Raw genomic sequence first — 22774 nt, forward strand, 5'->3', positions numbered from 1 at the left:
TCTGCCTACATCTTGATCGCGGGGATCAGCCTGCTCAGATTCCAGAGCCGGTCTCTTCGCGCCGATAGGCAGGAGATCGCCAGTGCGACAGCCGTTATCCCAACCAGCACGATGATCGCCTGCCACAGTCGGGTGTCGATGCCGCCGAGTATCAGCTGCCGGAGCCCGTTGACGCCATAGGTCATCGGGTCGAAGCGGTGCAGAACCTGGAATGGCCGCGACGTGGTTTCCACGGGATACATGCCGCCTGCACTGACGAGCTGCAACATGAGCAGGGCCATGATCAGCACCCGGCCCACCGCCGGGCCGACGAGCGCATTGATCGCCTGCGTCCCGGCTACGAACGCGCCGGAAATCAGCATCATGAACCCCAGCATCGCCACCGGGTGCACGGCGTGCATACCGAGCGCGAACCGGACCACACAGTAGAGAATGACGGCTTGGAATACCGCGATCGCGGCGGCAGGCAGGTAGCTGGCGAGCACCACCCGGACCGCGAGCACCTCCGCGGCGATCGCGCGAGTCTGCAAGGGCCGCAGCACCATCCACAGCACCAGGGCGCCGAAGAACAAGGCGAGCGTGAGAAAGAACGGAGCCATCCCGGTGCCGAAGTTGCGCGCAGCATTCTCATGTGAAGCCTCGAGTTGCACCGGACCACCGATGGTGTCGGCGACCGCTTCCTTTTGCTGGGTTGTCCAGTTGGGCACCTGCTTGGCCCCGTCGGCGAGTTTGGTCGCCAGCTCGGCGGATCCCGTCTTGAGTTGTCGTGCGCCGTCGTCGAGCTTGGCGATGCCGCCGGCCAATTCGGCGTTGCCGGTGGCGACCTGCTGGGCTCCGTCGCGCAATTGGGTGAGCTTGTTCGTCAATTCCTGACCCTTGCTGCCGACCTGGTCGAGCGCCGACCCGAGGGGACTGCCCGGGTTACGCAACCCCGATGTCATGGCGATCGCCGCGTTCTGCGCGTCGGTGAGCTGCTGGCGGATTTGGGGCGTGAACTGGTGACCCCGGAGCTGATCTTGGATGCCGCGCAGGTTATTCGCCAGCGGATCCTGTCGTGCGGAAAGCTGATCGATCACCGACGAAAGCGAGTTTGCGGCGGCATCCTGCGCCCCGGCGATGGCACCGATCTGGTCGTTGACCTGCTGAAGCGCGGTTGCGCCCTGCTGCAGTTGCTGCGTGCTGCCGCCGATTTGCGACACCGCCTTGGTCACCGCGAGCAGCGGGTCGGTGGCCTGGTTGATTCCGTCTGCCAGTTGCTTGGCACCAGCGGAAAGCGTTGCCGAGCCGGACCGCGCGGTGTCCAGACCTGCCACCAGCTGACCGGCGCCGTCATCGAGTTGAGCGGCCCCGTCTGCGGCCTGCTTGATACCCGATCCCGACGAAACCACCACCGACAGCATCTGATTGACGGCCTGTCCCGAGATCCGGCTGGACACGGCGTTGAGGACCTGGCCGATGGCGGTACGACCGATACTCGTGGAAATGTAGTTGTTGGCGTCGTTGTAGACGGCGATCAGGTTGGCCTTCTTGGGCTGACCGGTCACCGGCGAAGCGATCGCCGCGCTGAAGTCCGGCGGCAACTCGACCATGAAGTAGTACTTGCCATGGTCTACTCCGTTGCGCGCCTCTGGTAAATCCACGACGTGCCAGTCCAGGCCGCCGTCCGCGGTCAGGCTCTTGGCGATCTCCGCGCCGGCGTTGAACTGCTGCCCGGACACGACGGCGCCACGGTCGGAGTTGACCAGTGCCACGGGCATCTTGTTGGTGTGGCCGAAGGGATCCCAGAACGCCCACAGGTACAGCGCCCCATACACCAGGGGCAGCAGCATCAGTACAACGATGGCCACGCGCGTCAATCGGCTGCGGCCGAAACGTTTGATCTCCGAGCCAAAGGCGAGTCCAGCCAACATATTCAGTCCTCTCCGGTCAGGACGCGGTGATCGTGCAGTTCGTGCTCGGGTGCGTCGGTGCCGAGCGGGTTGGTCACCCCGACGACGACGGTGCGCTGCTCCGCAATCACGCCGAGCCGGTCGGCCGCGATCGCCCGCCGGGAATTGTCGCGAACCTGCTCGAGGTCGCCGACCACCAGGATCGGACGATTCGACAGCAGCGCAAGCGTGATGCGCAGCAAAAACAGTTCCAGGTCTGACAATTCGACGATGTAGGTGTCGTGGGACGGCGGGGTCATCTCGCCGAAAACCTCGGTCAGCTCGGCCTGGCCGGCTTGCAGCGGCACAAGTGAGTACCACGGCGCCAGCCACCGCCGCTGCTCGGCGAGCACGGTCTCCACCGTCACCGATTCCTCCAGCTCGTCGATGTCGTCGAAGGCCGCGATCGCGCAGTGCCGGCGGATCGCGCGCGGGGTTGTTTGACCGAGGACGGTCAGCGTGCCGCGGCTCGGCTTAAAGCGTCCCGCGAGCGTCAGTAGCAGCGTCGTCTGCCCTGGTCCGCCCGGCATCCGAATCGCGTGAAAACCCGGTGCGAGCGCGAGATCGATATCCGAGAAGAGGGGGCCGTGCTCGCCGTCGACGCCTAAACCGCGGGCCGTGATCACCGGTTCTGCAGCGTTCGGCCCGTCATTCGTATCCATGGTGAGGCTCTCCCTGATCGGCGGAAACCGGGACCGATTCCAGCACTGCGGTGATCAGCTGCGCGAGCAGGTCGGGGTTGATGGTCCCGGGACGCAGGACCTCTTCCATCGCGATGCCGAGGTTGATCGTGACGACGAGCTGGGCGACGTCGGCCAGGTCGCGATCGGACGCCACGGAGGGGGTCGATTTGACGATGTGCACCGCTTGGTCGGCGGCGGCGGCGCGGCGGCGTTCGATGAGGCGCTCGCGCAGCTGCGGGTCACGCTGGGCGCGCAGCCAATATTCGACGAACAGCACGTAAAAGTCGGAATGGTCGCGAACCGAGTCGAGCCATGACCGGCTCAATTCGCGTGCGGCCGCACCGGCGTCGCCGCCGCTGCTGTCCAGCGCGGTGGCGATCTGCTCACCGCGGAGCTCAAACTCGCGGTCGAGCAGCGCTAAGAACAGTCCGTCCTTGGATTCGAAGTTCGAGTAGACCGCGCCTTTGGTGAAGCCCGCGGACTGGCCGATCGCGTCGATCGTGGCGCCGGCGAACCCTTCGGCGGCGAACACCTTCGACGCCGCGTCCAGGATCCGGTCACGAACCTCGCCGCGGGTGGGGCGGGTTCGGTGCGGCTTGACGGGCGACATGGCCACAGCATACTCGACGGTATCGACTGGATACTAATCAGTATCGAAGGGATGGCAGGAGATGGCCGACTTTATGTGGTTATCCGCAGCAGACGGTGTTCGACGGAACCGGCTCGACACCGATCAGCGCTGACGCCGTCGCGTCCGCCGCCATCGGCGGTGGCCAACTCGTCGACGCCGCAGACGAATTCGCGCCGAGGTTCGGTTAGGCGAGCATGGCCATCGTGTGATCCCACAATTCACGCGCGAGGACGGGATCGTCAGCGGCCCGATTGGCTTTGGCGGCCTTGCCTTTCACGTAGTACTCGCCGGCCACCCAGTCGACACCGGGCACGCTGGTCGCCAGCCAGACCAGCTGATCGGCGCCGTGATCCGCGGTCTTGATCATTCGGCTGACGGGTGTGCGTTGCATGGTGGTCAAGAACCGCGAGCCGGACGAGTGACCGATGTTGGTGTTGACGAAACCCGGGTGGACCACCGCCACCGCAAGGCCGTCGGCGAAAAAGCGCCGATGTAATTCCTTGGTGAACAGGATGTTTGCCAGCTTCGCCAACGCATACGCGGTGCTCGGCCGGCGCCGGTCGGTCGCGTCGAAATCGGCGAGCTTGACGTTGCGCAGCAGCCGCTGAGACGAACTGGACGTATTGACGATCGTGGCTCGCGAGGCGACCAGCACGTCCAGCAGCTGCGTGGTGAGCAGGAACGGCGCAAGGTAGTTGACCTGAAGGGTGATCTCATGGCCGTCGGCCGTCCGCCGTGGCTTGGAGAATACTCCGCCGGCATTGTTGCCCAGCACGTCGATCCGCGGATACTGCGACCGGATCTTGTCCGCCAGGGCCCGTACCTGGGACAGGTCGGCGAAGTCGGCGACGAAGTAGTCGGCATCGAGCTCCGCGGCCACCGCCGCGGTCTTGTTCTCCGAACGTCCCACCAGCACCACGTTGTCGCCGCCGAGGCTGATCCGGCGGGCCGCCGCCGCACCGATGCCGTCGCTGGCACCGGTGATGACGATCGTCCTACCCGCCATTGCCTCGACCTCCACGGGGAGTGTAGCGAGGACCCCGATCGAAGGGCGACAGTGCTCAGGTCAGTGAGTAGCGCACCGGCAGGTGCTTGAGGCCGCCGACGAAGGTCGTGGCGATCAACTCCGGATCTCCGGTCAGCTCAACCGATTTGAGCCTCGGCAGCAGCTCGGAGAAGAAACTGTTGACTTCCATGCGGGCCAGCGCCGCACCCATGCAGAAGTGCACGCCGTAGCCGAAGGCCAGGTGCTTGTTCGGGTCACGCCCGACGTCGAACCGGAACGGGTCGCCGAAGACCTCCTCGTCGCGGTTGGCCGAAACATAGGACAACAGCACCGAATCCCCCGCGGCGATCGGCACCCCGCGCACGGTGGTGTCCGCGGCGGCGGTCCGCATGAACTCCTTGACCGGGGTGACCCAGCGGATCATCTCCTCGGTCGCGAGCGGCATCAGGTCGAGGTTGTCGCGCAGGCGGTCGAGCTGCTCCGGATTCTCGATGAGCGCTTGCAGGCCACCGGAGATGGTCGCGCTGGTGGTGTCGTGACCGGCGGTGGCGACGATCAGGTAGTACGACACCGTGTCGATGTCGGACAGCGGTTCGCCGTCGACGGTGGCGTTGGCGATCGCCGAGGCCAGGTCCTCGGTCGGGTGCTCACGGCGCGCGGCGGTCACGCCGTTGAAGTATTGGAACATGTCGATCAGCGCGGGCAACTGATCCTCGTTCGAATCACCGCGCCTGAATTCGCTGTCTTCGCTTCCGAACAGCTCCTGGGTGAGTTGGAGCATGCGAGGAAAGTCGGCTTCCGGGATCCCCAGCAGCGACATGATCACGAACAGTGGGTAGTTCACCGCGACCTGCTGGACGAAGTCGCATTCGGGCCCGATGGCCAACATCTTGTCGACATAGATCTTGGCCAGCTCGTCGACGCGCATCTTCAACGCGCGCATCGCCTTTGGGCGGAACCAGTCCGAGCCGATCGCGCGCACCACCCGGTGTTGCGGGTCGTCCATGTGGATCAGTGTGCGGACGCCGGCGTTGGCCTGCATCTCGTCGCCCACGGTGGTGGTCAGCACCGGGCGCGGCCAGTTGGTGAACAACATGTTCTCGCGCTCGATATCCATGATGTCGGCGTGCTTGGTGATCGCCCAGAACGGCCGGTAGTTCGGAACGTCCACCCAGGACACCGGGGCTTCGGCGCGCAGGTGGGTCAGCGCCGCATGCAACCGCTGCTCGTCGGTGTACGCCAACGGGTCCGCCAATAGCTTCGCGGCCTCGTCCATCGTGGTTGCGCTCACTGCTGAGACTCCTCGATTTGGGCCGCCCCGTCGACCTCCAGACGGGCGGCGTCAGACATGCGGGTAACTTTACAGTAAGCAATCCAGTATGTGACCCTACAAATCTGCGGCGATCGCAAGCGCGGCGTAGCCGGGCGCAGCGGGTCGCCACCACAGGACTGGTCGCGCGACGAATCTCCATGAGGTAGGACATAGGCATGCCGAAAGCCCAGGATTGGGGAGAAACGCTCGAGGATCTCGAGCGGCGCCGTCAGCACGCGCGGGACATGGGCGGGCCCGAGCGACTCGACAAGCACCGCGACAAGGGCAAGCTCGACGCCCGCGCACGAATCGAGTACCTCCTCGACCCGGGCACCTTCCGCGAGCTCGGCACCCTGGTCGGTGGTGATATCGCGGCCGACGGCCTGATCGTCGGCTCCGGTGAGATCAACGGTTCACCGGTGATGCTGGGCGCCGAAGACTTCACCACCATGGCGGGCAGCATCGGGCCCGGCGGCAACTCCAAGCGATACCGCATCGCCGAACTGGCGCTGCGCGACAAGATCCCGCTGGTGATGCTGCTCGAAGGTGCGGGCTTTCGTCCCGGTGGCGGGCACTACGGCCGCACCCCCACCGACCTGCTCGCGCAGGCGCAGTGCTCGGGCCGCGTCCCGACCGTGGGTGCCGTATTCGGGCCGTCGGCTGGACACGGCGCGCTAGTGGCCCCGGTCTGCGACTTCCGGATCATGAGCAGGCAGGGGGCGATCTTCACCGCCGGACCGCCCGTCGTCAAAGAGTCCACCGGAGAAGATATTTCGAAGGAGGACCTCGGTGGGCCGGATGTCGCGTTGCCCAGCGGGGTGATCCACAACGTCGCCGAGGACGATGAGTCCGTGCTCGACGACGTCCGGCGCTACCTGTCCTACTTTCCGCCGAGCGCATGGTCGTACCCGGCATCGATGCCGCAGGACCAGGACAGCGAGCCACGTCCGACGCCGGAGCTGCTCGACATCGTGTCCCGCGACAACCGCCGCGTCTACGACATGCGCGCCGTGCTCGACGTGGTCTTCGACCGGCCCGACTGGTTCGAGGTGCAGCCCCAGTACGGCAAGGCGATCATCTGCGCGCTGGCCCATCTCGGTGGTCACCCGATCGCGGTGGTGGCCAACCAGCCCCAGGTGCTCGCCGGCTCCATCGACGCCGCGGCCGCGGACAAGGCGGCGCACTTCATCATGGTGGCCGACTCTTTCCACCTGCCCCTCGTCTTCCTCGCCGACAATCCCGGCATGCTGCCCGGCAGCCGATCCGAGCGCAGCGGTGTGCTGCGCGCCGGCGCACGAATGTTCGCCGCCCAAACCACGGCCACCACAGTGAAGCTGCACGTGACACTGCGCAAGGCATACGGGTTCGGCTCCATGGTCATGTCCCTGCTGGGTTTTGACAGCCAGACCGCGACCTTCGCCTACCCCGGCGCGACGATGGGCGCCATGAGCGCGGCCGCGCTGGGCCGGGCTACGCACGCGGGCGAGGACGTCACCGCGAAGTTGCGTGAGGCGGAGTTGCAGGCGTCCTTCCGGTCGGCCGAACACATGGGGTTCGACGAACTCATCGATCCCCGTGAGACACGCGATGTCCTGCTGGCCTCGCTGAAGCGCGGCCTGTCCAGCAGGCAAGCCGCCGCCGAGCCGGTGAGCCGGACCGTCATCATGCCCTGAGCGGCGCGCCCCCGGCCCGCAACTGAAGCTAATCCGCGCCGCGGTACGCCGCGACGATCGGCTCGAGCTCGTCAGGTGTGGCGCCGTGCATGATGACCGCGTCGGCCCCGTAGTCGAATTCCTTGCGGATGCGATCCACGCACTGCTGCGCCGACCCGGTGGCCGAGGGCTCCAGCCATTCGTCGGGAATCAGCGTCGCGATGTGCTCGATCTGCTCGGCAGTGCCCTTGTGATCGATCCCGCCGGCGATCGAGGTGACCACCGGATCTTCGCGGAACCGTTGCAGCACAGCGGGATCCCAGTTGTTGGTGTTGACCAGCAGATCGCCGTAACCCTGCAGATAGGTGGCCAGACGCGCCACGGTCTTCTTCAGCCGCAGTTCTTCGGGCAGGTGATCGCCGACGGTGGCGAAGCACGACCACACCCGCACGCTGTCCGGGTCGCGGCCGGCCTTCTCCGCCGCCGACTTCACGGTGTTGACACTGCGCTGCAAGGTCTCCGGCGTGAAATAGGTGTGCAGGATGACGTCGTCGAACACACGCCCCCCGAGCGCTAGCGTGTTCGGCCCGAAGGCCACCAGCGCCAGCCGAATGTCCTCGTTGAAGTCGGGATCGAGGAACAGGATGGGGTACTTGCCCATCGGGCCGTCGTGGTTGAAGATCAACTCGCCGTGCCACAGCCGGCGCATCACCTGGGCCCAGTCCTCCATCTGCGCCGTGGTCACCGCCGGGATGCCGAAGGCCCCGTAGATCGCCGCGATGCCGCGCCCGACGCCCAAAGTGAACCGGCCGCCCGACAGGCGATGCATCGTGGTCGCCCACGACCCGGTGATCAGGGGATGACGGGTGTTGTGATTGGTTGCGGCTGTGGCGATTTGCATCCGGTTGGTTACCGCGCACGCCGCCCCGACCAGAGACGACGCCTCTTTGACGTTCCACCGCTCGGAGATGAAGCCGGTGCCGAAGCCGAGTTCCTCGCCGCGGCGGGCCTCGTCCATCAAAGTCGCCGGGCCCTCACCGCCGGCCCCGGCCAGCAGGTAGAAACCCAATTCATCGAGCACTCGGTCACTCAATTCCAAACCCCTTGCTGGTAGCCGCAGTTCCAAACCTCGGTTATCTTGCCATCGACAACGCGGAACACTTCGATGCTGGCGATGTTGGTCTCGGTGCCGTCTTTGGTGGTGATCGTCGAGTCGTACACGATCGCCACGTGCTCGCCGTCGTCGCCCTCGATGACGATGTTGAGGTCGAAGTGCAACGAATCGGCCAGCTCCCACATGTCCACCACCCGCTGCACCGCTTCGGCGTGCGTCAGCGTGCGCACCCCACCGACCTCGTGCCGAATCACCGTGTCGGCCAACAGTTCCTCGGCCAGGTCGATGTTGCATTCGTTCCACACGACGAGGTTGTAAAGCTCCACCACCGTTCGCGCGGTCCATGTGGGTGCCATCAGTCGGGCACCACTGCTTTTCGCGCGGCCACGTCGCGCAGGAATCGGTCGGTGATGCGCTGCACGCGCCGCGAGAAGATGTGCCCGACGTGGCTACCGTCGTACCAGTACAGTTGGCCGCCCCAGCGTTCCTGCAACGCATCGGCGGGCTCGCGCATGGCCATCCGGTCATGCCACGCCCCGACGATCAACCGGCGATCCGGCGGCGGAGCCGGAATGACCGCGAGCGGATCGATCACCGAGGTCAGCTGGGTCACCACGGGCGATTCCAGCAACTCGCGGAATGCCTCGCGCGGCGAGCCCCACCGTTGCAGGTGCCGCGCGATCATCGCGTTGAGCCCGAGGATCGGCGTGTAAAGGGCGACCGCGTCGACCTGCTTCTCCAGGTGGGAAACCAGCGCGGCCACCGGGCTGCCCATCGAAATCCCTGCCACCACAACGGCGGTGGCTTGCGGCTGCACCCAGCGCACGACCGCGCGCACCTCGGAGACAACGCGCATCATGCCCGCCACATTGCCCAGCGGATCCATGTCGGGATAGGCCGGCCATTGGCCCCGCCGACACCCGTGGCCGGGCTGCACCGGCAGCGCGACATTGAAACCCAACTGGTGATGGATGCGTCCGATCCCGGACAACAACAGGTCCTCGGTGCCACCCTGGCCGGCGCCGTGCACCCAGACCAGCCACGGCCTGGGCTCGTCGCGGTGCCGGCATAGATGCACCACCGCCCGTGCCGGACCACCCAGGCCATCGGCCTTCAGCGTGGCCGGCAGCGCCGGGTCGTGCTCGAAGGCCATCCGCTCATACGCCAGACCCGGGATGCTGCGCTTTCGAATCGAGGTCGCCCGCAACGGTTTCGGATCGGCGTGCGCCCGGTCGATACCCAGCGAGGAGAGCTCCTCCGCGGCCGCGGTGCACGCATCCAGTGGCCGCATCGCGGCGGGGCTTCCGCCCAGCAGCGAAAAGGCGCTCAGCACCAGTTCGTCGAGCATCGCCTCGCCGAACTGACGCGCACCGCGTGGCGACAGCGGGGCCCAGCCGGTCGACTCCCGCAGCCCGGCCACCGTGCGCGGCGCCAGCATTCCCAATTCACGGACCACACCTTTGGCCAGGCTCAGCCCGCTCATCGATGTCGCCATGTCACTCACCTACGCCAGTTTGAAACCGGTGTATCCGCCGGCCGCGACTTCGAGCGTGACCACGACATCGGGGGTGAATACGTCACGCCACGGGCTTCCAGCTCGTCAGCCGTCTCGATCATCGCACTCCCTTGCCGCTTACGGACCTGACTGCTGAAATCTATACTGTAACGGACTAAGTATGTATCCGGAATTGAGAGGCTTCGCGTGAAAGTGCCATTCACCTGGAAAGTCACCGGCTGGTTCATGGTCGGCTGGTCTCCAGAGTTTCCCGTCGGCGAGGTCCGGCCGCTGCACTACTTCGGTGAGAATCTGGTGGCCTACCGGGATGAGCAGGGTGAGCTGCACGTCTTGGAAGCACATTGCAAACACCTGGGCGCGCACATCGGCCACGGCGGCAAGGTGGTCGGCGACTGCGTCGAGTGCCCCTTCCACGGCTGGCGCTGGGGTCCGGACGGCACCAACCGATACATCCCCTACCAACCGGACCGGCCCAACCGCGGGCTACGTCTCAAGGTGTTTCCCGTGCAGGAGCAATACGACTGTGTCTTCGTCTGGCATCACCCGGACGGCAAGGAACCGCAGTGGGAGATGCCGGACATCTTCAAAAAGTTCCCACAGTTCGAGACCGACCCGGCGGCCTATTACCGGGCCTACCCGGAGTTCTCCCGGCGCGCGGAGCGCGAACCGGTGCATCCGCAGATCGTCGCCGAGAACGCCCCCGACAGCGCGCATTTCGAGTACGTGCACCACGCCACCGTGACGCCCCGGGTGCTGGACTGGAAGATCGTCGACCAGGAATGGCAGTTCATCGCGGGCTGGCCGAACGCGCGCAGCGACAATCCCGACGACCTGGCGTTGCGGTTCCACAGCCACCTGTTCGGCCTCGGCGGAGCGATCAGCGTCTTCGAGGGCGCGCAGAATCATCGGCTGATCTTCACCTGCACACCGGTCGACGACGAATGCTCGGACCTGTTCTACTCGATCTGGTGGCCGCGTCTGCCCGGCGATACCGCGGACGTTCCCGAAGGCAAACTGCGGGACGTAATCGAGAAACAGTTCCTGTCCACCGTGTTCGACGACCTGCAGATCTGGCGCTACCAGAAGTACGTGGAACACCCCGCGTTGTCGAAAGTCGACGCGAAAGGCTATATGGCGCTGCGGAAGTGGGCGACGCAGTTCTATGACGTCGCGCCGGCGGGCGTCCCCGCATGACGGACCGACTGGCCGGGCTGGCGGCACCCGGGGACACCGCGATCGTCACCCAGGAGTGCCAGGGCGCGGTGATGGGTCCCGACGCGGGACTGGCGATGCTCGCCGAGGAGGCGCGCCGCGAGGCGCTGCCCAACATCGCGCGTCTACTGCCCGCGGCCCGGGCGGCCGGGGTCCGGGTCGTGCACTGCCTGGTGCAGCGACGGCCTGACGGGCTCGGCTCCAACCACAACGCGAAGATCTTCGCGATGGGCGGGGGCAACAAGGTGGACATCACGCCCGGCACGCCGGGTGCGGAGCTGCTGCCCGAATTAGGGCCGGAGCCTTCGGATTTGGTGTTACGCCGATGGCACGGCGTGGGCCCGATGGGCGGCACGGACCTGGACGCGGTACTGCGCAATCTCGGGGTGTCGACCATTGTCGTGGTGGGTGTTTCGCTGAACATCGCGATACCCAACCTCGTCATGGATGCCGTCAACGTCGGCTACCGGGTGGTCCTGCCCCGCGACGCGGTGGCCGGCGTACCCGCCGACTATGGTGCAGCGATGATCGCCAACACCCTGTCGCTGCTGGCCACGATCACTAGCACCGACGATCTGCTCCGGGCATGGGACGAAGGAACACGATGACCGAAACCGCGCCGGAGGTTCGAGGTGGATTCCCCGACGTCAGACCCGTCGAGGACGCGCCAGGGGAACTGGGGCCTTTCGTCGCCGCGCTGCGCCGTCTGCAGGACCTGACCGTGTCCACCAGGCCGGACCCCGCGCTGTGGGCCGCCGCGACCGCACACCTGGAGGACGCCTGCGCGCTGCTGGACGGCCACCAGGTCCCCGAGACCGAGGCGGTGGCCGGCCGGGTGCTGAGCCTGCCGGGGCTGGGCCATCCGCTGATACCACCCTGGATAGTGACCGAGTCCGGTCCCGACGGCGTGCGGATGGCCGGTCATTTCAGCACCGCCCACATCGGCGGGAACCGGGCCGTGCACGGCGGCATGATCCCGCTGTTCTACGACTGGTTGTTCGGCATGGTGGTCTCCACCGCGAACTGTCCACCCACTCGCACTGCATTTCTGCACGTTGACTACCGCAACATCACCCCCATTGACCAGCCGCTGACCGCTCAGGGCCGCATCACCGACGTCGACGGCCGAAAAGTTTTCATTGACGCTACTATGATAGCCGCCGATGGCACCTTGCTCAGCGAAGCCAACGGCCTGATGGTTCGTTTGTTACCCCACCAGCCGTGAGAGGCACGATGTCCGACACCACAACAACATTCACGGTCCCGGCCGTCGCGAAGGCCGTCGCCTCCGCGATCCCCGATCGCGAGCTGATCATCCAGGGGCAGCGGCGCTACACCTACCGACAGGTGATCGAGCGCTCCACCCGGCTGGGCGCGTATCTGCACGCGCAGGGATTGGGTTGCCACACCGAGCGCTCGGCGCTGGGCGGCCACGAGGTGGGCCAAGACCTGCTGGGCCTTTACGCCTACAACGGGAACGAATTCGTCGAGGCGTTGCTGGGCAGCTTCGACGCACGGGTCGCCCCGTTCAACGTCAACTTCCGTTATGTGAAGAGCGAGCTGCAATACCTGCTGGCGGATTCCGGTGCGACCGCGCTGCTCTACCACGCCGCGTTCGCGCCGCGGGTGGCCGAGATCCTGCCGGATCTGCCACAGCTGCGCGTGCTCATCCAGATCGCCGACGACTCCGGCAACGACTTGCTCGAGGGCGCAGTCGATTACGAGGCCGCCCTGGCGTCGGTGTCCCCGCAGCCGCCGCCGGTTCAGCACTGCGCCGACGACCTGTACGTTCTGTACACCGGTGGCACGACGGGCATGCCGAAGGGCGTGTTGTGGCGCCAGCACGACATTTTCATGACGTCCTTCGGCGGCCGGAACCTGATGACGGGCGAGCCGTCGAGCTCCATCGACGAGATCGTCGAACGCGCCGCGTCGGGTCCGGGTACCAAGCTGATGATCCTGCCCCCGCTGATCCACGGTGCCGCCCAGTGGAGCGTGATGACCGCGATAACCACGGGGCAGTCCGTCGTCTTTCCCACGGTGGTCGATCATCTGGACGCCGAAGACGTGGTGCGCACCATCGAGCGGGAAAAGGTCATGGTGGTCACCGTGGTGGGCGATGCGATGGCGCGCCCCTTGGTGGCCGCGATCGAGAAGGGGATTGCCGACGTGTCGTCGCTGGCGGTCGTCGCCAACGGCGGTGCCCTGCTGACCCCGTACGTCAAGCAACGCTTGATCGAAACGCTGCCGAACGCGGTCGTCATCGACGGCGTCGGCTCGTCGGAGACCGGGGCGCAGATGCACCACATGTCGACCTCGGGAGCGGTGGCCACCGGCACGTTCAACGCCGGGCCGGACACCTTTGTGGCCGCCGAGGACCTGACGGCAATCCTGGAACCGGGCCACGACGGGATGGGCTGGCTGGCGCAGCGGGGCTACGTTCCGCTCGGGTACAAGGGCGATGCGGCCAAGACGGCCAAGACATTTCCGGTGATCGACGGCGTTCGGTACGCCGTCCCCGGTGACCGCGCGCGCCACGGCACCGACGGCTCCATCGAATTGCTGGGCCGGGATTCGGTGACCATCAACTCCGGCGGCGAGAAGATCTTCGTCGAGGAGGTCGAGACGGCCATCGCGTCGCATCCCGCGGTGGCCGACGTGGTGGTCGCCGGTCGGCCGAGCGAGCGGTGGGGCCAGGAGGTCGTCGCCGTGGTGGCGCTCGCACCCGGAGCCGGCGCCGAGTCCGAGGAACTGGTGGCGCACGCCGCGCAGACGCTGGCGCGCTACAAGCTGCCCAAAGCGATCGTGTTCCGTTCGGTCATCGAGCGCAGCCCGTCGGGCAAGGCCGACTACCGGTGGGCGCGCGAGCAGGCGGTGAGTGGCTGACCGGTGATCCGGCAGCCCGCGCGGGAAGGCGTAGATCATGTCGTTGCTGCAAAAGGACGAGACGCTGGTTGCATCGGTCGACGTGCGTGCCGGTGCGGATCAGGTCTACGCCGTCATCTCCGACGTCACCCGCATTCCGGAGTGGAGTCCCGAGACAACGCGCGCAGAGTGGTTGGCCCCGAATCGCTTTCAGGCCTGGAACCGTCGACGCCTGGGCCGGTGGCGCACCGTTGCCAACGTTGTCGAAGCCGAACCGGGACACAGGTTCTCCTTCGTCGTTCAGGCGATGGGTGGCGACTGGACGCAATGGACGTACCTCATCGAGCCCGGTTCCACGGCCGGCACGACGCGTCTCACCGAAATGGTCCGGCTGTGCGTGCCGCTGCCATTCGGCGCGGTGGCCTTCGAGCGTCTGTTCTTGTTCATCCGCGATCGTCGCGGGGATCTGCAGAAGAACCTCGACGTCTCGGTGGACCGGATCTGCAGGATTGTCGAGGCAGGAGTGGATGCGTGAGGAACCCATGAAGTACCAAGGTCGTGTCGCTGTGGTCACGGGCGCCGGCTCCGGCATCGGCCGCGCCCTGACGCAGGCGCTTACTCGGGATGGGGCGCACGTCGCCGCATCCGACATCGACCCGGACGGCCTGGCCGAAACCCAGGCCGGGTGTCCGCCCGGGCAGGTCACGCCGTACCGGGTGGACGTCGCCGACCGCGACGCGGTATTGAGTTTCGCCGACGAGGTGCGCGAGCAGCACGGGCCCGCCTCGCTGGTGTTCAACAACGCCGGGGTCGACCTGTTCGCCGGCGTGGCGGATATGTCCTGGAAGGACTTCGACTGGCTGATGGAAATCAACGTCGGCGGCGTCGTCAACGGAACCAAAGCCTTTCTGCCACAACTGATCGAGGCGGGTACGACGCGACGCCCCTCGCGGTTGATCAACCTGTCCAGCGCCTTCGGGCTGATCGCGGTTCCGTACCAAGGAGCCTACAGCATGTCCAAATTCGCGGTGCGCGGCCTCACCGAGGCGTTGCGTCAGGAGATGATCATGGAACGCCGCCCGGTGACCGTGCACTGCGTGCACCCCGGTGTCGTGCGCACCAACTTCGGGGCGAACATGCGCACAGCGGACAACGAGGATCCCGAGATGGCGACCAAGATGTTCGATCGCGCGGCCCTGACGTCCGCCTCCAAGGCCGCCCGGCTGATTCTGCGTGGGGCGGAGAAGAACCGCGCCCGAATCCTTATCGGAGCCGACGGCCGCGTGATGGCGGCGATGCCGCGCCTACTCGGCGCGGGGTACGCGGGCCTGTTGGCTAGGGCCGGGAAACTGACCGCCTCGCGCTGAGCCGGCGGCGGTTGCGGGCCTTCGCTATTCGCATCATGACGTCGGCGTACATTCGCATCGACTTCCCGAACGGCGGCGCAGCGCTTCCGGTGATGCTGAAGGGCAGATCGTTGCCTACCACGGTGCGGTGATGACTGAACGTGTCGAAACCGGCCTTGCCGTGGTAGGCGCCCATCCCGCTTCGGCCCACTCCCCCAAACGGCGCCGCCGACGGGATCATTTGTGCGGCAAAGTCGTTACGGGCCACGCCGCCGCTTCGGGTGTTGCGCACGAAGTCGCGGAAGTCGGCATCATCGGCGCCGTACCAGTACGCCACCAGCGGGGCCGGCCGCTGATTGATGTAGTCGATCGCCTCCGTCAGTCGCGAGTACCCCTGCACCACCAGAACCGGGCCGAAGACCTCCTCGCCGGCGATCCTCATGCGGTCGTCGATATCACGGACGATGGTGGGCGCGATCTTGCGAGAGGCACGGTCCGGCAACGACTCACCTTCCGGGGCAACGGTTTCCACAGTGGCGCCCTTGTCGCGCGCATCCTCGATCAGCCCGATGACCCGGTCGAAATTGGCGTGATTGACGCTCGAGCAGTAGTCCTTGTTGGACACGATGTCGGGGAACATGTCGCGCAAGGTGCGTCTCGCGATGTCGACGAACGTGTCCAGCCGCGCCTCGGGCACGAACACGTAGTCCGGGCATACGCAGACCTGTCCCCCGTTGACCATGCGGGCCTGCGCGATCCGTGCCGCCGAACGGCGGATGTCGGCACTCGGGGCCACGACGACGGGATTCTTCCCGCCGAGCTCCAACGTCACCGGAACGAGATTCTGCGCCGCCGACCGTTGCACCAAGGCTCCGACCGACGGCGAGCCGGTGAAGAAGAGATGGTCGAACGGAAGGGCGGAGAAGGCGGCCGCCACGTCGGGACCGCCGGTGACGACGTGCAGCTCGTCGGACTCGAAGTACTCCGGCGCCAGCGACGCCATCAGGTCGGCGGTGTGCGAGGTGACCTCCGACATTTTGACCATCGCCCGGTTGCCGGCCGCGAACGCGGTCGCTGCGGGCAGCACAACGAGGTTGAGCGGAAAGTTCCATGGCCCGATGATTCCGATCACCCCGAGTGGTGAGGGCTGGACCTCGGCGCGCAGTGCGCACAGCCGCGCCGCCCGCATCAGCTTGGTTGCCCGCATCCACTGAGCGGCATGGGATCTGGTGTGCTCGATGACCGAGATCATGCCGATGACCTCGGTGAACAACGTTGCCGCCCTGGAGCGGGTGCCGAAGTCGGCGGCCATGGCGTCCACGAATGCGTCGGTGTTGTCGAGGACCAGTGCCATCAACCGGTCGATGCGATTGCGCCGCATCGCCAGGCTGGGCGGACCCTCATTCATAAATGCTCGCCGCTGCCGGTCCAGGACGGCCGCCAGCGCGGCGTCCCGCTGTTCGACTGTGCCGTGACCGCGTTCGTCGGGTGTGCTCATGAATCACTTTCCGTTGCGGATCGGCGAGCTACCTCGCATGGTCATGCCCATATTGCCTACTGTAATAATTACAGTACGATTCTACGAAGTAAGTGTTCGATCGTGCTGAGATCAAGATGCTGGAGATCAGGTGACGACCAACGTTCACACCGCCGCCGGCGCCGGCGACGAGACCGTCAGCCTGCGTGACCCCTATCCGTTCTTTGCCCGCAAGCGGCGGCAAGCCGGCGTCTTCGCCGGCACCGTGATGGACTACTCCAAGACGCCGGCGTCCCTGATGCCCAAGCAGGAATACTCGGCGATGTCGTTCGACGCGGTCAATACGGTGTTCCGGGATGGCCGGGTGTTCAGTTCCAAGCCGTACGACAAGACCATCGGTTTGTTCATGGGGCCGACGATCCTGGCGATGGGGGGCAAGAAGCACCGCGAGCACCGCAACCTGGTCTCCGCGGCGTTCAAGTCCAAGGCGCTGGCCCGCTGGGAGCCCACCATCGTGCGGCCGATCTGCAATGGCCTGATCGACGAGTTCATCGAGAGCGGTCGCGCCGACCTGATCCGGAACTTCACCTTCGAATTCCCCACCCGCGTCATCGCCGAGCTGCTGGGGCTGCCGGCCGAGGACCTGCCGGTGTTCCGCAAGCGCGCCGTCCAGTTGATCAGCTACCACATCAACTACGAAGGCGCCTTCGAGGCGTCGGCCGCGCTCAAGGACTACTTCCTCGAACAGATCGAACAGCGCAAGTCCAAGCCCACCGAAGACATCATCGGTGACCTGGTCACCGCGGAGATCGACGGCGAAAAGCTCACCGACGAAGCCATTTACTCGTTCCTGCGGCTGCTGCTACCCGCGGGCCTGGAGACCACCTATCGCTCGTCCGGAAACCTGTTGTATCTGTTACTCACCCATCCGGAGCAGTTCGCAGCGGTGCAAGCCGACCGCGAGTTGCTCGCGCCGGCCATCGAGGAAGGGCTGCGCTACGAGACGCCGCTGACCGTCGTGCAACGCTTCACGACCGAAGACACCGAGGTGGAAGGTGTGAAGATTCCGGCACGTTCGGTGATCGGAGTGTGCATCGGTTCGGCCAACCGCGACGAACGGCGCTGGGAACGCTCCGAAGAGTTCGATATCTTCCGCAAGCACGTGCCACACATCTCGTTCGCCGCCGGTGAGCACACCTGCCTGGGTCTGCATCTGGCGCGGCTGGAAACGCGCGTCGCGATGGAATGCCTGCTGAACCGGCTGACCAACGTCACCTTGCTGACCGACGATGACCCGCACATTCACGGTCAACCGTTCCGGTCACCGAATGCGCTTCCGGTGACGTTCGACGCGAAGTAGGGTCGGCGAAATGGTCAAAGTCATGGCGGGCTTTCGGGTCCTGGAGCTTGCGCAGTTCACCTTCGTTCCGGCGGCGGGAGCAATCCTGGCCGACTGGGGAGCGGACGTCATCAAAGTCGAACACCCGGCGCGCGGCGATACCCAGCGCGGCTTCCTGAATATGGGCGGCATTCAAGTCGATCCGGAACGGCACCCGCTGATGGAACATCCCAACCGCGGCAAGCGCAGCGTCGGGATCGACGTCTCCACGCCGGGCGGTCAGGAAGTGATCTACGAGCTGGCCAAGACCGCCGATGTATTCCTCACCAACTACATGCCCGCGCAGCGCCAGAAGCACAAGTTCGACGTGGAGCACATTCGCGCGGTGAACCCGAACATCGTCTACGCCCGCGGCTCGGCCTACGGCGACAAAGGGGCCGAACGTGACACCGGCGGCTACGACGGCACGGCGTTCTGGACGCGCAGCGGCATCGGCTACGCCCTGACCCCCGAGGAGCTGGGCGGCGCACTGGGACAAGGCATTCCCGCATTCGGTGATTCGATCGGAGGCATGTTCATCGCCGGCGGCATCTCGGCCGCGCTGCTACATCGCGAGCGCACCGGTGAAGCCGTCGAGCTGGACGTGTCGCTGCTGAGCACGGCCTGGTGGGCGGCGGGCGCCAGCGTGACGCAGGGCATGGAGACCGGCGAGGTCATGCGCACGCCCATGCCGGGCTCCGGCGCGCCCTCGGTTAACCCCTTCATGGGCAACTACGAAACCTCCGACGGCGGCACCATCAACCTGTGCATCATCAGCCCGACCGGGCTGATCCGCGACACGTTCGAACACCTGGGCATTCCCGAGGCGGCCGACGATCCGCGCTTTTCCGATGTGCTCCCGTTGATCCAGAACGCCGACGCGGCCGCCGAACTGATTTCAAAGGCCTTTGCCGGCAAGCCCTTTGACTACTGGCGGCAGCACCTCAAGACCATGAAGGGTCAATGGGCGCCGTTCCAGAGCCTCATCGACCTGGTCGACGACGAGCAGGCCATCGCCAACGACATGATCGCCGAGGTCGAGCTCGCGGGCGGCGGCAAGCCGTTCCGCGTGGTCCGCGGCCCCGTTCAGTTCAACCACGAGCCGTTGACGACGACGCGGGCGCCGCAGGCCAGTGAGCACACCGAGCTGGTCCTGATGGAACTCGGCATGGACTGGGACCGCATCGAGGAACTTAAGAATGCAGGAGCCATTGCGTGACCTCAAATAACGATGTCGCCATCATCGGCGTCGGTTTACACCCATTCGGGCGCTTCGAGGGCAAGTCGGCGATGCAGATGGGCGTCGACGCTATTCTCGCCGCGGTCGCGGACGCCGGTATCGCTTGGCGGGACGTCCAATTCGCCACCGGCGGTAGCTGGACGGTGGCCAATCCGGACGCGATCGTCGGCATGGTCGGCCTGACCGGCATCCCGTTCACCAACGTGTTCAACGCGTGCGCGACCGCCGCCAGCGCCGCCAAGGCGTGCGCAGACGGCATCCGGCTGGGCGACTACGACATCGGGATCGCCATCGGCCTGGACAAGCACCCGCGCGGCGCGTTCACCGAGGACCCCGCGCTGGTCGGAATGCCGCGCTGGTATGCGGAGAACGGTCAGTATCTGACGACCCAGTTCTTCGGCATGAAAGCCAACCGCTACCTGCACGATCACGGCATCTCCCAGCAGACCCTGGCCAAGGTCGCCGCCAAGAACTTCCGCAACGGGGCTATCAACCCCAACGCATTTCGCCGCAAGCCGATCGCCGAAGAAGACATCCTGAACTCGGCCATGCTGAATTACCCACTGACCCAATACATGTTCTGCGCGCCCGACGAGGGCGCCGCCGCCGTAGTCATGTGCCGAGCAGACATCGCCCACCGCTACACCTCCAAGCCCGTCTATCTGCGGGCGGTGGAGGTGCGCACCCGCCGCTATGGGGCCTACGAGGTCAACACCACCTGCGCACCGGTCGAAGAAGACATGGCCCCAACGGTTTACGCCGCCCGGACCGCGTTCGAGAAGGCCGGCATCGCGCCCGACGATGTGGACGTGATCCAGTTGCAGGACACCGACGCCGGCGCCGAGATCATCCACATGGCCGAGTGCGGGTTCTGCGAGCACGGCGATCAGGAGAAGCTCCTGGCCGACGGCGCCACCGAGATCAATGGCGCGATGCCGGTCAATACCGACGGCGGACTGATCGCCAACGGCGAGCCCATCGGCGCCTCCGGCCTGCGGCAGATCCACGAGATCGTGCGCCAACTCCGCGGTGAAGCGGGCGAGCGACAGGTGCCCGGCAACCCGAAGGTGGGATTCACCCAGTTGTACGGCGCGCCGGGCACCGCCGCGGCGACCATCCTCACGACCTGACGCAGGCCGAGCGCCGGCGGGTGAACCGGCCGGCGCTAGGAGGCTTTCTGCGCGACCGGCGCGTACGCCGGCTTGCCCAGGCCCAGCATGTATTGCGCGATCATGTTGCGGAACACCTCGAGCGTGCCGCCGTAAATCCCGACCAGCGGGGCGAATCGGTACACGTACTCCGCGGCGCCGTTGTCGGCGGCGCCGTCGGTGCCCAGCGGCAGGGTGGCCGCGGTGCCGAGGATGTCCATCAGGTCCGGGGAGATGTCACGCATCGTCTGCGCCAGGGCGACGCGCCCGAAAATGCCGGGCGCGCTCAGCGATGCTTCCATTCGCGCGGCGCTGCGCCCCAACCGATATGCCACCGCAGCGTCGTCAATCAGCCTGCGCCCGTTCGGATCCCGCTCCGCCACTTTGGCCGCGGCGTTGTCCAAAGCATCAGCCATGAAACCGGCCTGGTGCATCATGATCGACACGTCCTGCAGCCCGTCCGGGGCGGCCGCCACCGCGCCGTGCTCGGTGTTGAGGGGTTCACGCAGCACCGTCCAGCCCGCGTTCACGTCGCCCAGGCGATACTTGTCGTCGACGCGCACGTCGCTGTAGTAGACGATGTTGGTCCGGTCACCATCGACGGTGCGGATGCCCTGGATCTCGATGCCCGGGGAATTCAGCGGGACCAGGAACATGGTCAGGCTCTTGTGCTTCTGGGCGTCCGGATCGGTGTTGGTGATGAGGAAGACGTACTGGCAGTTGTGCGCTCCGGTGGTGAACATCTTGGAGCCGTTGATCACCCAGCTCGATCCATCCGCTTCCCGCACCGCGCGGGTCTTGCAGGTGGCGATGTCGGACCCGCCCTCCGGCTCGGTGTAGCCCAGGCACAGCCGGACGTGCCCGGTGAAGACGCCCGGCAGCACCTCATCCTGCAACTCGGCGGAGCCGAATCTCGCGACCGAACGGGCCACCATGGCGGTGGTACCCCAGGTCACCCAGGGCACGTGCGCGCGCCGCTTCTCCAGCTCCCAGATTCGGCGACGCAACCGGCTGAAGCCGCCGTCGGCCTCCGACTTCCATTCGCGTTCAAGATAACCGGCGGCACCCAACGCCAGGTGCACACCTTCGTCGAAGTTGTCACCCGTCTCCCGGTCCCGGCGCTTGACCTCCTCCGTCACATGCGTGCGCAGGAAGTCGCGCGCTTCTGAGAGAAAGCGCTGATCGTCGTCGGACAGCGTGACCCGTGAGAAATCCACTTAGGCGCCCTTTCCACTTTCGCGCGCGGCGACCAGCTCGCCGATGTACTTGGCGCTGGCGCCGGGGTCGCCGCCGGCCAGTGCCCAGCCGCGGGCACGCACCAGATACGCAGTCGCGGCGGCCTCCGCCGAAACACCAAGTCCACCTTGGATATGCACCGCCATGGTCGCGGCCTTCGCCGCCTCTTCCGCCATGAACACGAACGCCGAGGGCGCCAGCTCCGGTCGCTCCTGCGGCTCGTTGTCCAGGAACCAGGCCGCGCGCCGCGCCAGGTTGCGGCCGCCCTGCACGGTGATCGCGATGTTGGCCAGCGGGTGAGAGATGCCCTGCAGCGTCGAGATCGGCACACCCAGCGTGTAGCGGGTCTTGGCGAACTCGGCCGCGATGGTCATGGTCTCCTCCACCAGGCCCACCAGCGCCGAGGCGCTCAGCACCCGCCACTCGTCCAGCGCCCGTTGGTATTCCGCCAACGCGCCGGATCCGCTGGCCAGCACTGTGCGGGTGTCGGCGGTCGCCGGATCCACCCAGGCCATCGGCAACCGGCCGATGTTGTCCACCTTGGTCGGGCGGGTCCCGAAGGTCAGCGCGACGACATCTTCGTTATCGCGGACGATGATCTGGTCGGCGATCGAGCCGGTGGGCAGGAGCCGGGCACCGGACGCGCTGTCGTGCTGCGGATCGAACGCGGCGAGTCGCTTGCCGTGGACGACGTCGGGTTCGGCCGCGCCGAGCCGCGCGAGCAGGCGTGCGGTGCAGACCTGGTCGATCCACGGGACCGGCGCCAGCGACCGGCCGATCTCCTCGGCCACCAGGGTCAGGTCGACCATCGTCGCACCGTCTCCGCCCGCGGACTCCGGGACGGCCATGGTCGTTGCGCCCATGGCGCACAACCGCTCCCACAGGTTCTTATCGAAGCCGGTTTCCTCGGCGGCGCGCACGGTTTCGATCGAACAGTGTGTCTTGAAGAAATCGCGGTACGCGGCCTGCAGCGCCTCGTGATCCGACGTCAGACTGTAGTCGAGCCTACGTAGTTCATAGCGGTCCATCC

21 protein-coding genes are annotated in these 22774 nt (G+C 66.1%); 10 read left to right on the forward strand and 11 right to left on the reverse strand.

Going from position 1 to position 22774, the window contains the following annotated elements; genetic code table 11:
• Positions 1 to 5: 5 nt before the first annotated feature.
• From ACZYVJ_RS06840 to ACZYVJ_RS06860, 5 genes are all read right to left on the reverse strand, one after another.
• Positions 6 to 1910, reverse strand: coding sequence for a YhgE/Pip family protein (locus ACZYVJ_RS06840; protein WP_463830319.1), 1905 nt, complete (start codon positions 1908 to 1910; stop codon positions 6 to 8).
• 2 nt (positions 1911 to 1912) lie between these two features.
• Complete coding sequence (locus ACZYVJ_RS06845; RefSeq protein WP_463830320.1) at positions 1913 to 2590, reverse strand: hypothetical protein; 678 nt, start codon at positions 2588 to 2590, stop codon at positions 1913 to 1915.
• Positions 2577 to 3221, reverse strand: a complete 645-nt coding sequence (locus ACZYVJ_RS06850; protein ID WP_463830321.1) for a TetR/AcrR family transcriptional regulator — start codon at positions 3219 to 3221, stop codon at positions 2577 to 2579. Before ACZYVJ_RS06850 ends, ACZYVJ_RS06845 begins: the two co-directional genes overlap by 14 nt.
• Positions 3222 to 3426: 205 nt before the next feature.
• On the reverse strand, positions 3427 to 4248 hold the full coding sequence (locus ACZYVJ_RS06855) for an SDR family NAD(P)-dependent oxidoreductase (RefSeq protein WP_463830322.1): 822 nt from the start codon (positions 4246 to 4248) through the stop codon (positions 3427 to 3429).
• Between the two features lie 55 nt (positions 4249 to 4303).
• On the reverse strand, positions 4304 to 5524 hold the full coding sequence (locus ACZYVJ_RS06860) for a cytochrome P450 (RefSeq protein ID WP_463832879.1): 1221 nt from the start codon (positions 5522 to 5524) through the stop codon (positions 4304 to 4306).
• Positions 5525 to 5736: 212 nt separating this feature from the next.
• Between ACZYVJ_RS06860 and ACZYVJ_RS06865 the strand changes: the two genes are divergently transcribed.
• On the forward strand, positions 5737 to 7233 hold the full coding sequence (locus tag ACZYVJ_RS06865) for an acyl-CoA carboxylase subunit beta (protein WP_463830323.1): 1497 nt from the start codon (positions 5737 to 5739) through the stop codon (positions 7231 to 7233).
• Between the two features lie 28 nt (positions 7234 to 7261).
• On the opposite strand, the gene ACZYVJ_RS06870 is transcribed toward ACZYVJ_RS06865, so the two are convergent.
• Genes ACZYVJ_RS06870 through ACZYVJ_RS06880 form a run of 3 tightly spaced genes read right to left on the reverse strand, consistent with a single transcriptional unit; the run spans position 7262 to position 9821 of the window.
• Positions 7262 to 8305, reverse strand: coding sequence for a TIGR03857 family LLM class F420-dependent oxidoreductase (locus tag ACZYVJ_RS06870; protein WP_463830324.1), 1044 nt, complete (start codon positions 8303 to 8305; stop codon positions 7262 to 7264).
• On the reverse strand, positions 8302 to 8682 hold the full coding sequence (locus ACZYVJ_RS06875) for a nuclear transport factor 2 family protein (protein ID WP_463830325.1): 381 nt from the start codon (positions 8680 to 8682) through the stop codon (positions 8302 to 8304). The genes ACZYVJ_RS06870 and ACZYVJ_RS06875 overlap by 4 nt, the downstream gene beginning before the upstream one ends.
• Complete coding sequence (locus ACZYVJ_RS06880) at positions 8682 to 9821, reverse strand: alpha/beta hydrolase (protein ID WP_463832880.1); 1140 nt, start codon at positions 9819 to 9821, stop codon at positions 8682 to 8684. Before ACZYVJ_RS06880 ends, ACZYVJ_RS06875 begins: the two co-directional genes overlap by 1 nt.
• Before the next feature lie 207 nt (positions 9822 to 10028).
• Here ACZYVJ_RS06880 and ACZYVJ_RS06885 point away from each other — a divergent pair, with 207 nt between their 5' ends.
• The 6 genes from ACZYVJ_RS06885 to ACZYVJ_RS06910 are packed head-to-tail and all read left to right on the forward strand — an operon-like array spanning position 10029 to position 15286.
• Positions 10029 to 11036 carry a Rieske 2Fe-2S domain-containing protein gene (locus tag ACZYVJ_RS06885; protein WP_463830326.1) on the forward strand — a complete coding sequence of 336 codons (1008 nt, stop codon included), beginning with the start codon at positions 10029 to 10031 and terminating at the stop codon, positions 11034 to 11036.
• On the forward strand, positions 11033 to 11662 hold the full coding sequence (locus ACZYVJ_RS06890; protein ID WP_463830327.1) for a cysteine hydrolase family protein: 630 nt from the start codon (positions 11033 to 11035) through the stop codon (positions 11660 to 11662). The genes ACZYVJ_RS06885 and ACZYVJ_RS06890 overlap by 4 nt, the downstream gene beginning before the upstream one ends.
• Entirely contained in the window at positions 11659 to 12279 is a 621-nt protein-coding gene (locus ACZYVJ_RS06895) for a PaaI family thioesterase (RefSeq protein WP_463830328.1), read from the forward strand. The genes ACZYVJ_RS06890 and ACZYVJ_RS06895 overlap by 4 nt, the downstream gene beginning before the upstream one ends.
• A gap of 8 nt (positions 12280 to 12287) precedes the next feature.
• Entirely contained in the window at positions 12288 to 13940 is a 1653-nt protein-coding gene (locus ACZYVJ_RS06900; RefSeq protein WP_463830329.1) for an acyl-CoA synthetase, read from the forward strand.
• 37 nt (positions 13941 to 13977) lie between these two features.
• On the forward strand, positions 13978 to 14454 hold the full coding sequence (locus ACZYVJ_RS06905; RefSeq protein WP_463830330.1) for an SRPBCC family protein: 477 nt from the start codon (positions 13978 to 13980) through the stop codon (positions 14452 to 14454).
• Positions 14455 to 14461: 7 nt separating this feature from the next.
• Positions 14462 to 15286: an SDR family NAD(P)-dependent oxidoreductase gene (locus ACZYVJ_RS06910; RefSeq protein ID WP_463832881.1), complete on the forward strand. Its 825-nt coding sequence runs from the start codon at positions 14462 to 14464 to the stop codon at positions 15284 to 15286.
• On the opposite strand, the gene ACZYVJ_RS06915 is transcribed toward ACZYVJ_RS06910, so the two are convergent.
• The gene (locus ACZYVJ_RS06915; RefSeq protein WP_463832882.1) at positions 15255 to 16673 is read right to left on the reverse strand and encodes an aldehyde dehydrogenase family protein; all 1419 of its coding nucleotides are present in this window, start codon (positions 16671 to 16673) and stop codon (positions 15255 to 15257) included. The genes ACZYVJ_RS06910 and ACZYVJ_RS06915 overlap by 32 nt on opposite strands.
• 220 nt (positions 16674 to 16893) lie before the next feature.
• Here ACZYVJ_RS06915 and ACZYVJ_RS06920 point away from each other — a divergent pair, with 220 nt between their 5' ends.
• The 3 genes from ACZYVJ_RS06920 to ACZYVJ_RS06930 are packed head-to-tail and all read left to right on the forward strand — an operon-like array spanning position 16894 to position 20490.
• Positions 16894 to 18102, forward strand: coding sequence for a cytochrome P450 (locus ACZYVJ_RS06920; protein WP_463830331.1), 1209 nt, complete (start codon positions 16894 to 16896; stop codon positions 18100 to 18102).
• A 22-nt stretch (positions 18103 to 18124) separates the two neighbouring features.
• Positions 18125 to 19339, forward strand: coding sequence for a CaiB/BaiF CoA transferase family protein (locus tag ACZYVJ_RS06925; RefSeq protein ID WP_463832883.1), 1215 nt, complete (start codon positions 18125 to 18127; stop codon positions 19337 to 19339).
• Positions 19336 to 20490 carry a thiolase family protein gene (locus ACZYVJ_RS06930; protein WP_463830332.1) on the forward strand — a complete coding sequence of 385 codons (1155 nt, stop codon included), beginning with the start codon at positions 19336 to 19338 and terminating at the stop codon, positions 20488 to 20490. Before ACZYVJ_RS06925 ends, ACZYVJ_RS06930 begins: the two co-directional genes overlap by 4 nt.
• Positions 20491 to 20525: 35 nt before the next feature.
• Here ACZYVJ_RS06930 and ACZYVJ_RS06935 read toward each other — a convergent pair whose 3' ends face one another.
• Together ACZYVJ_RS06935 and ACZYVJ_RS06940 are read right to left on the reverse strand one after the other, a co-directional pair.
• Positions 20526 to 21725, reverse strand: a complete 1200-nt coding sequence (locus ACZYVJ_RS06935; protein ID WP_463830333.1) for an acyl-CoA dehydrogenase family protein — start codon at positions 21723 to 21725, stop codon at positions 20526 to 20528.
• Complete coding sequence (locus tag ACZYVJ_RS06940) at positions 21726 to 22772, reverse strand: acyl-CoA dehydrogenase family protein (RefSeq protein WP_463830334.1); 1047 nt, start codon at positions 22770 to 22772, stop codon at positions 21726 to 21728. It lies immediately after the preceding gene.
• Between the last annotated feature and the right edge of the window lie 2 nt (positions 22773 to 22774).

This window comes from Mycobacterium sp. IDUB_3 (genome assembly GCF_055419585.1).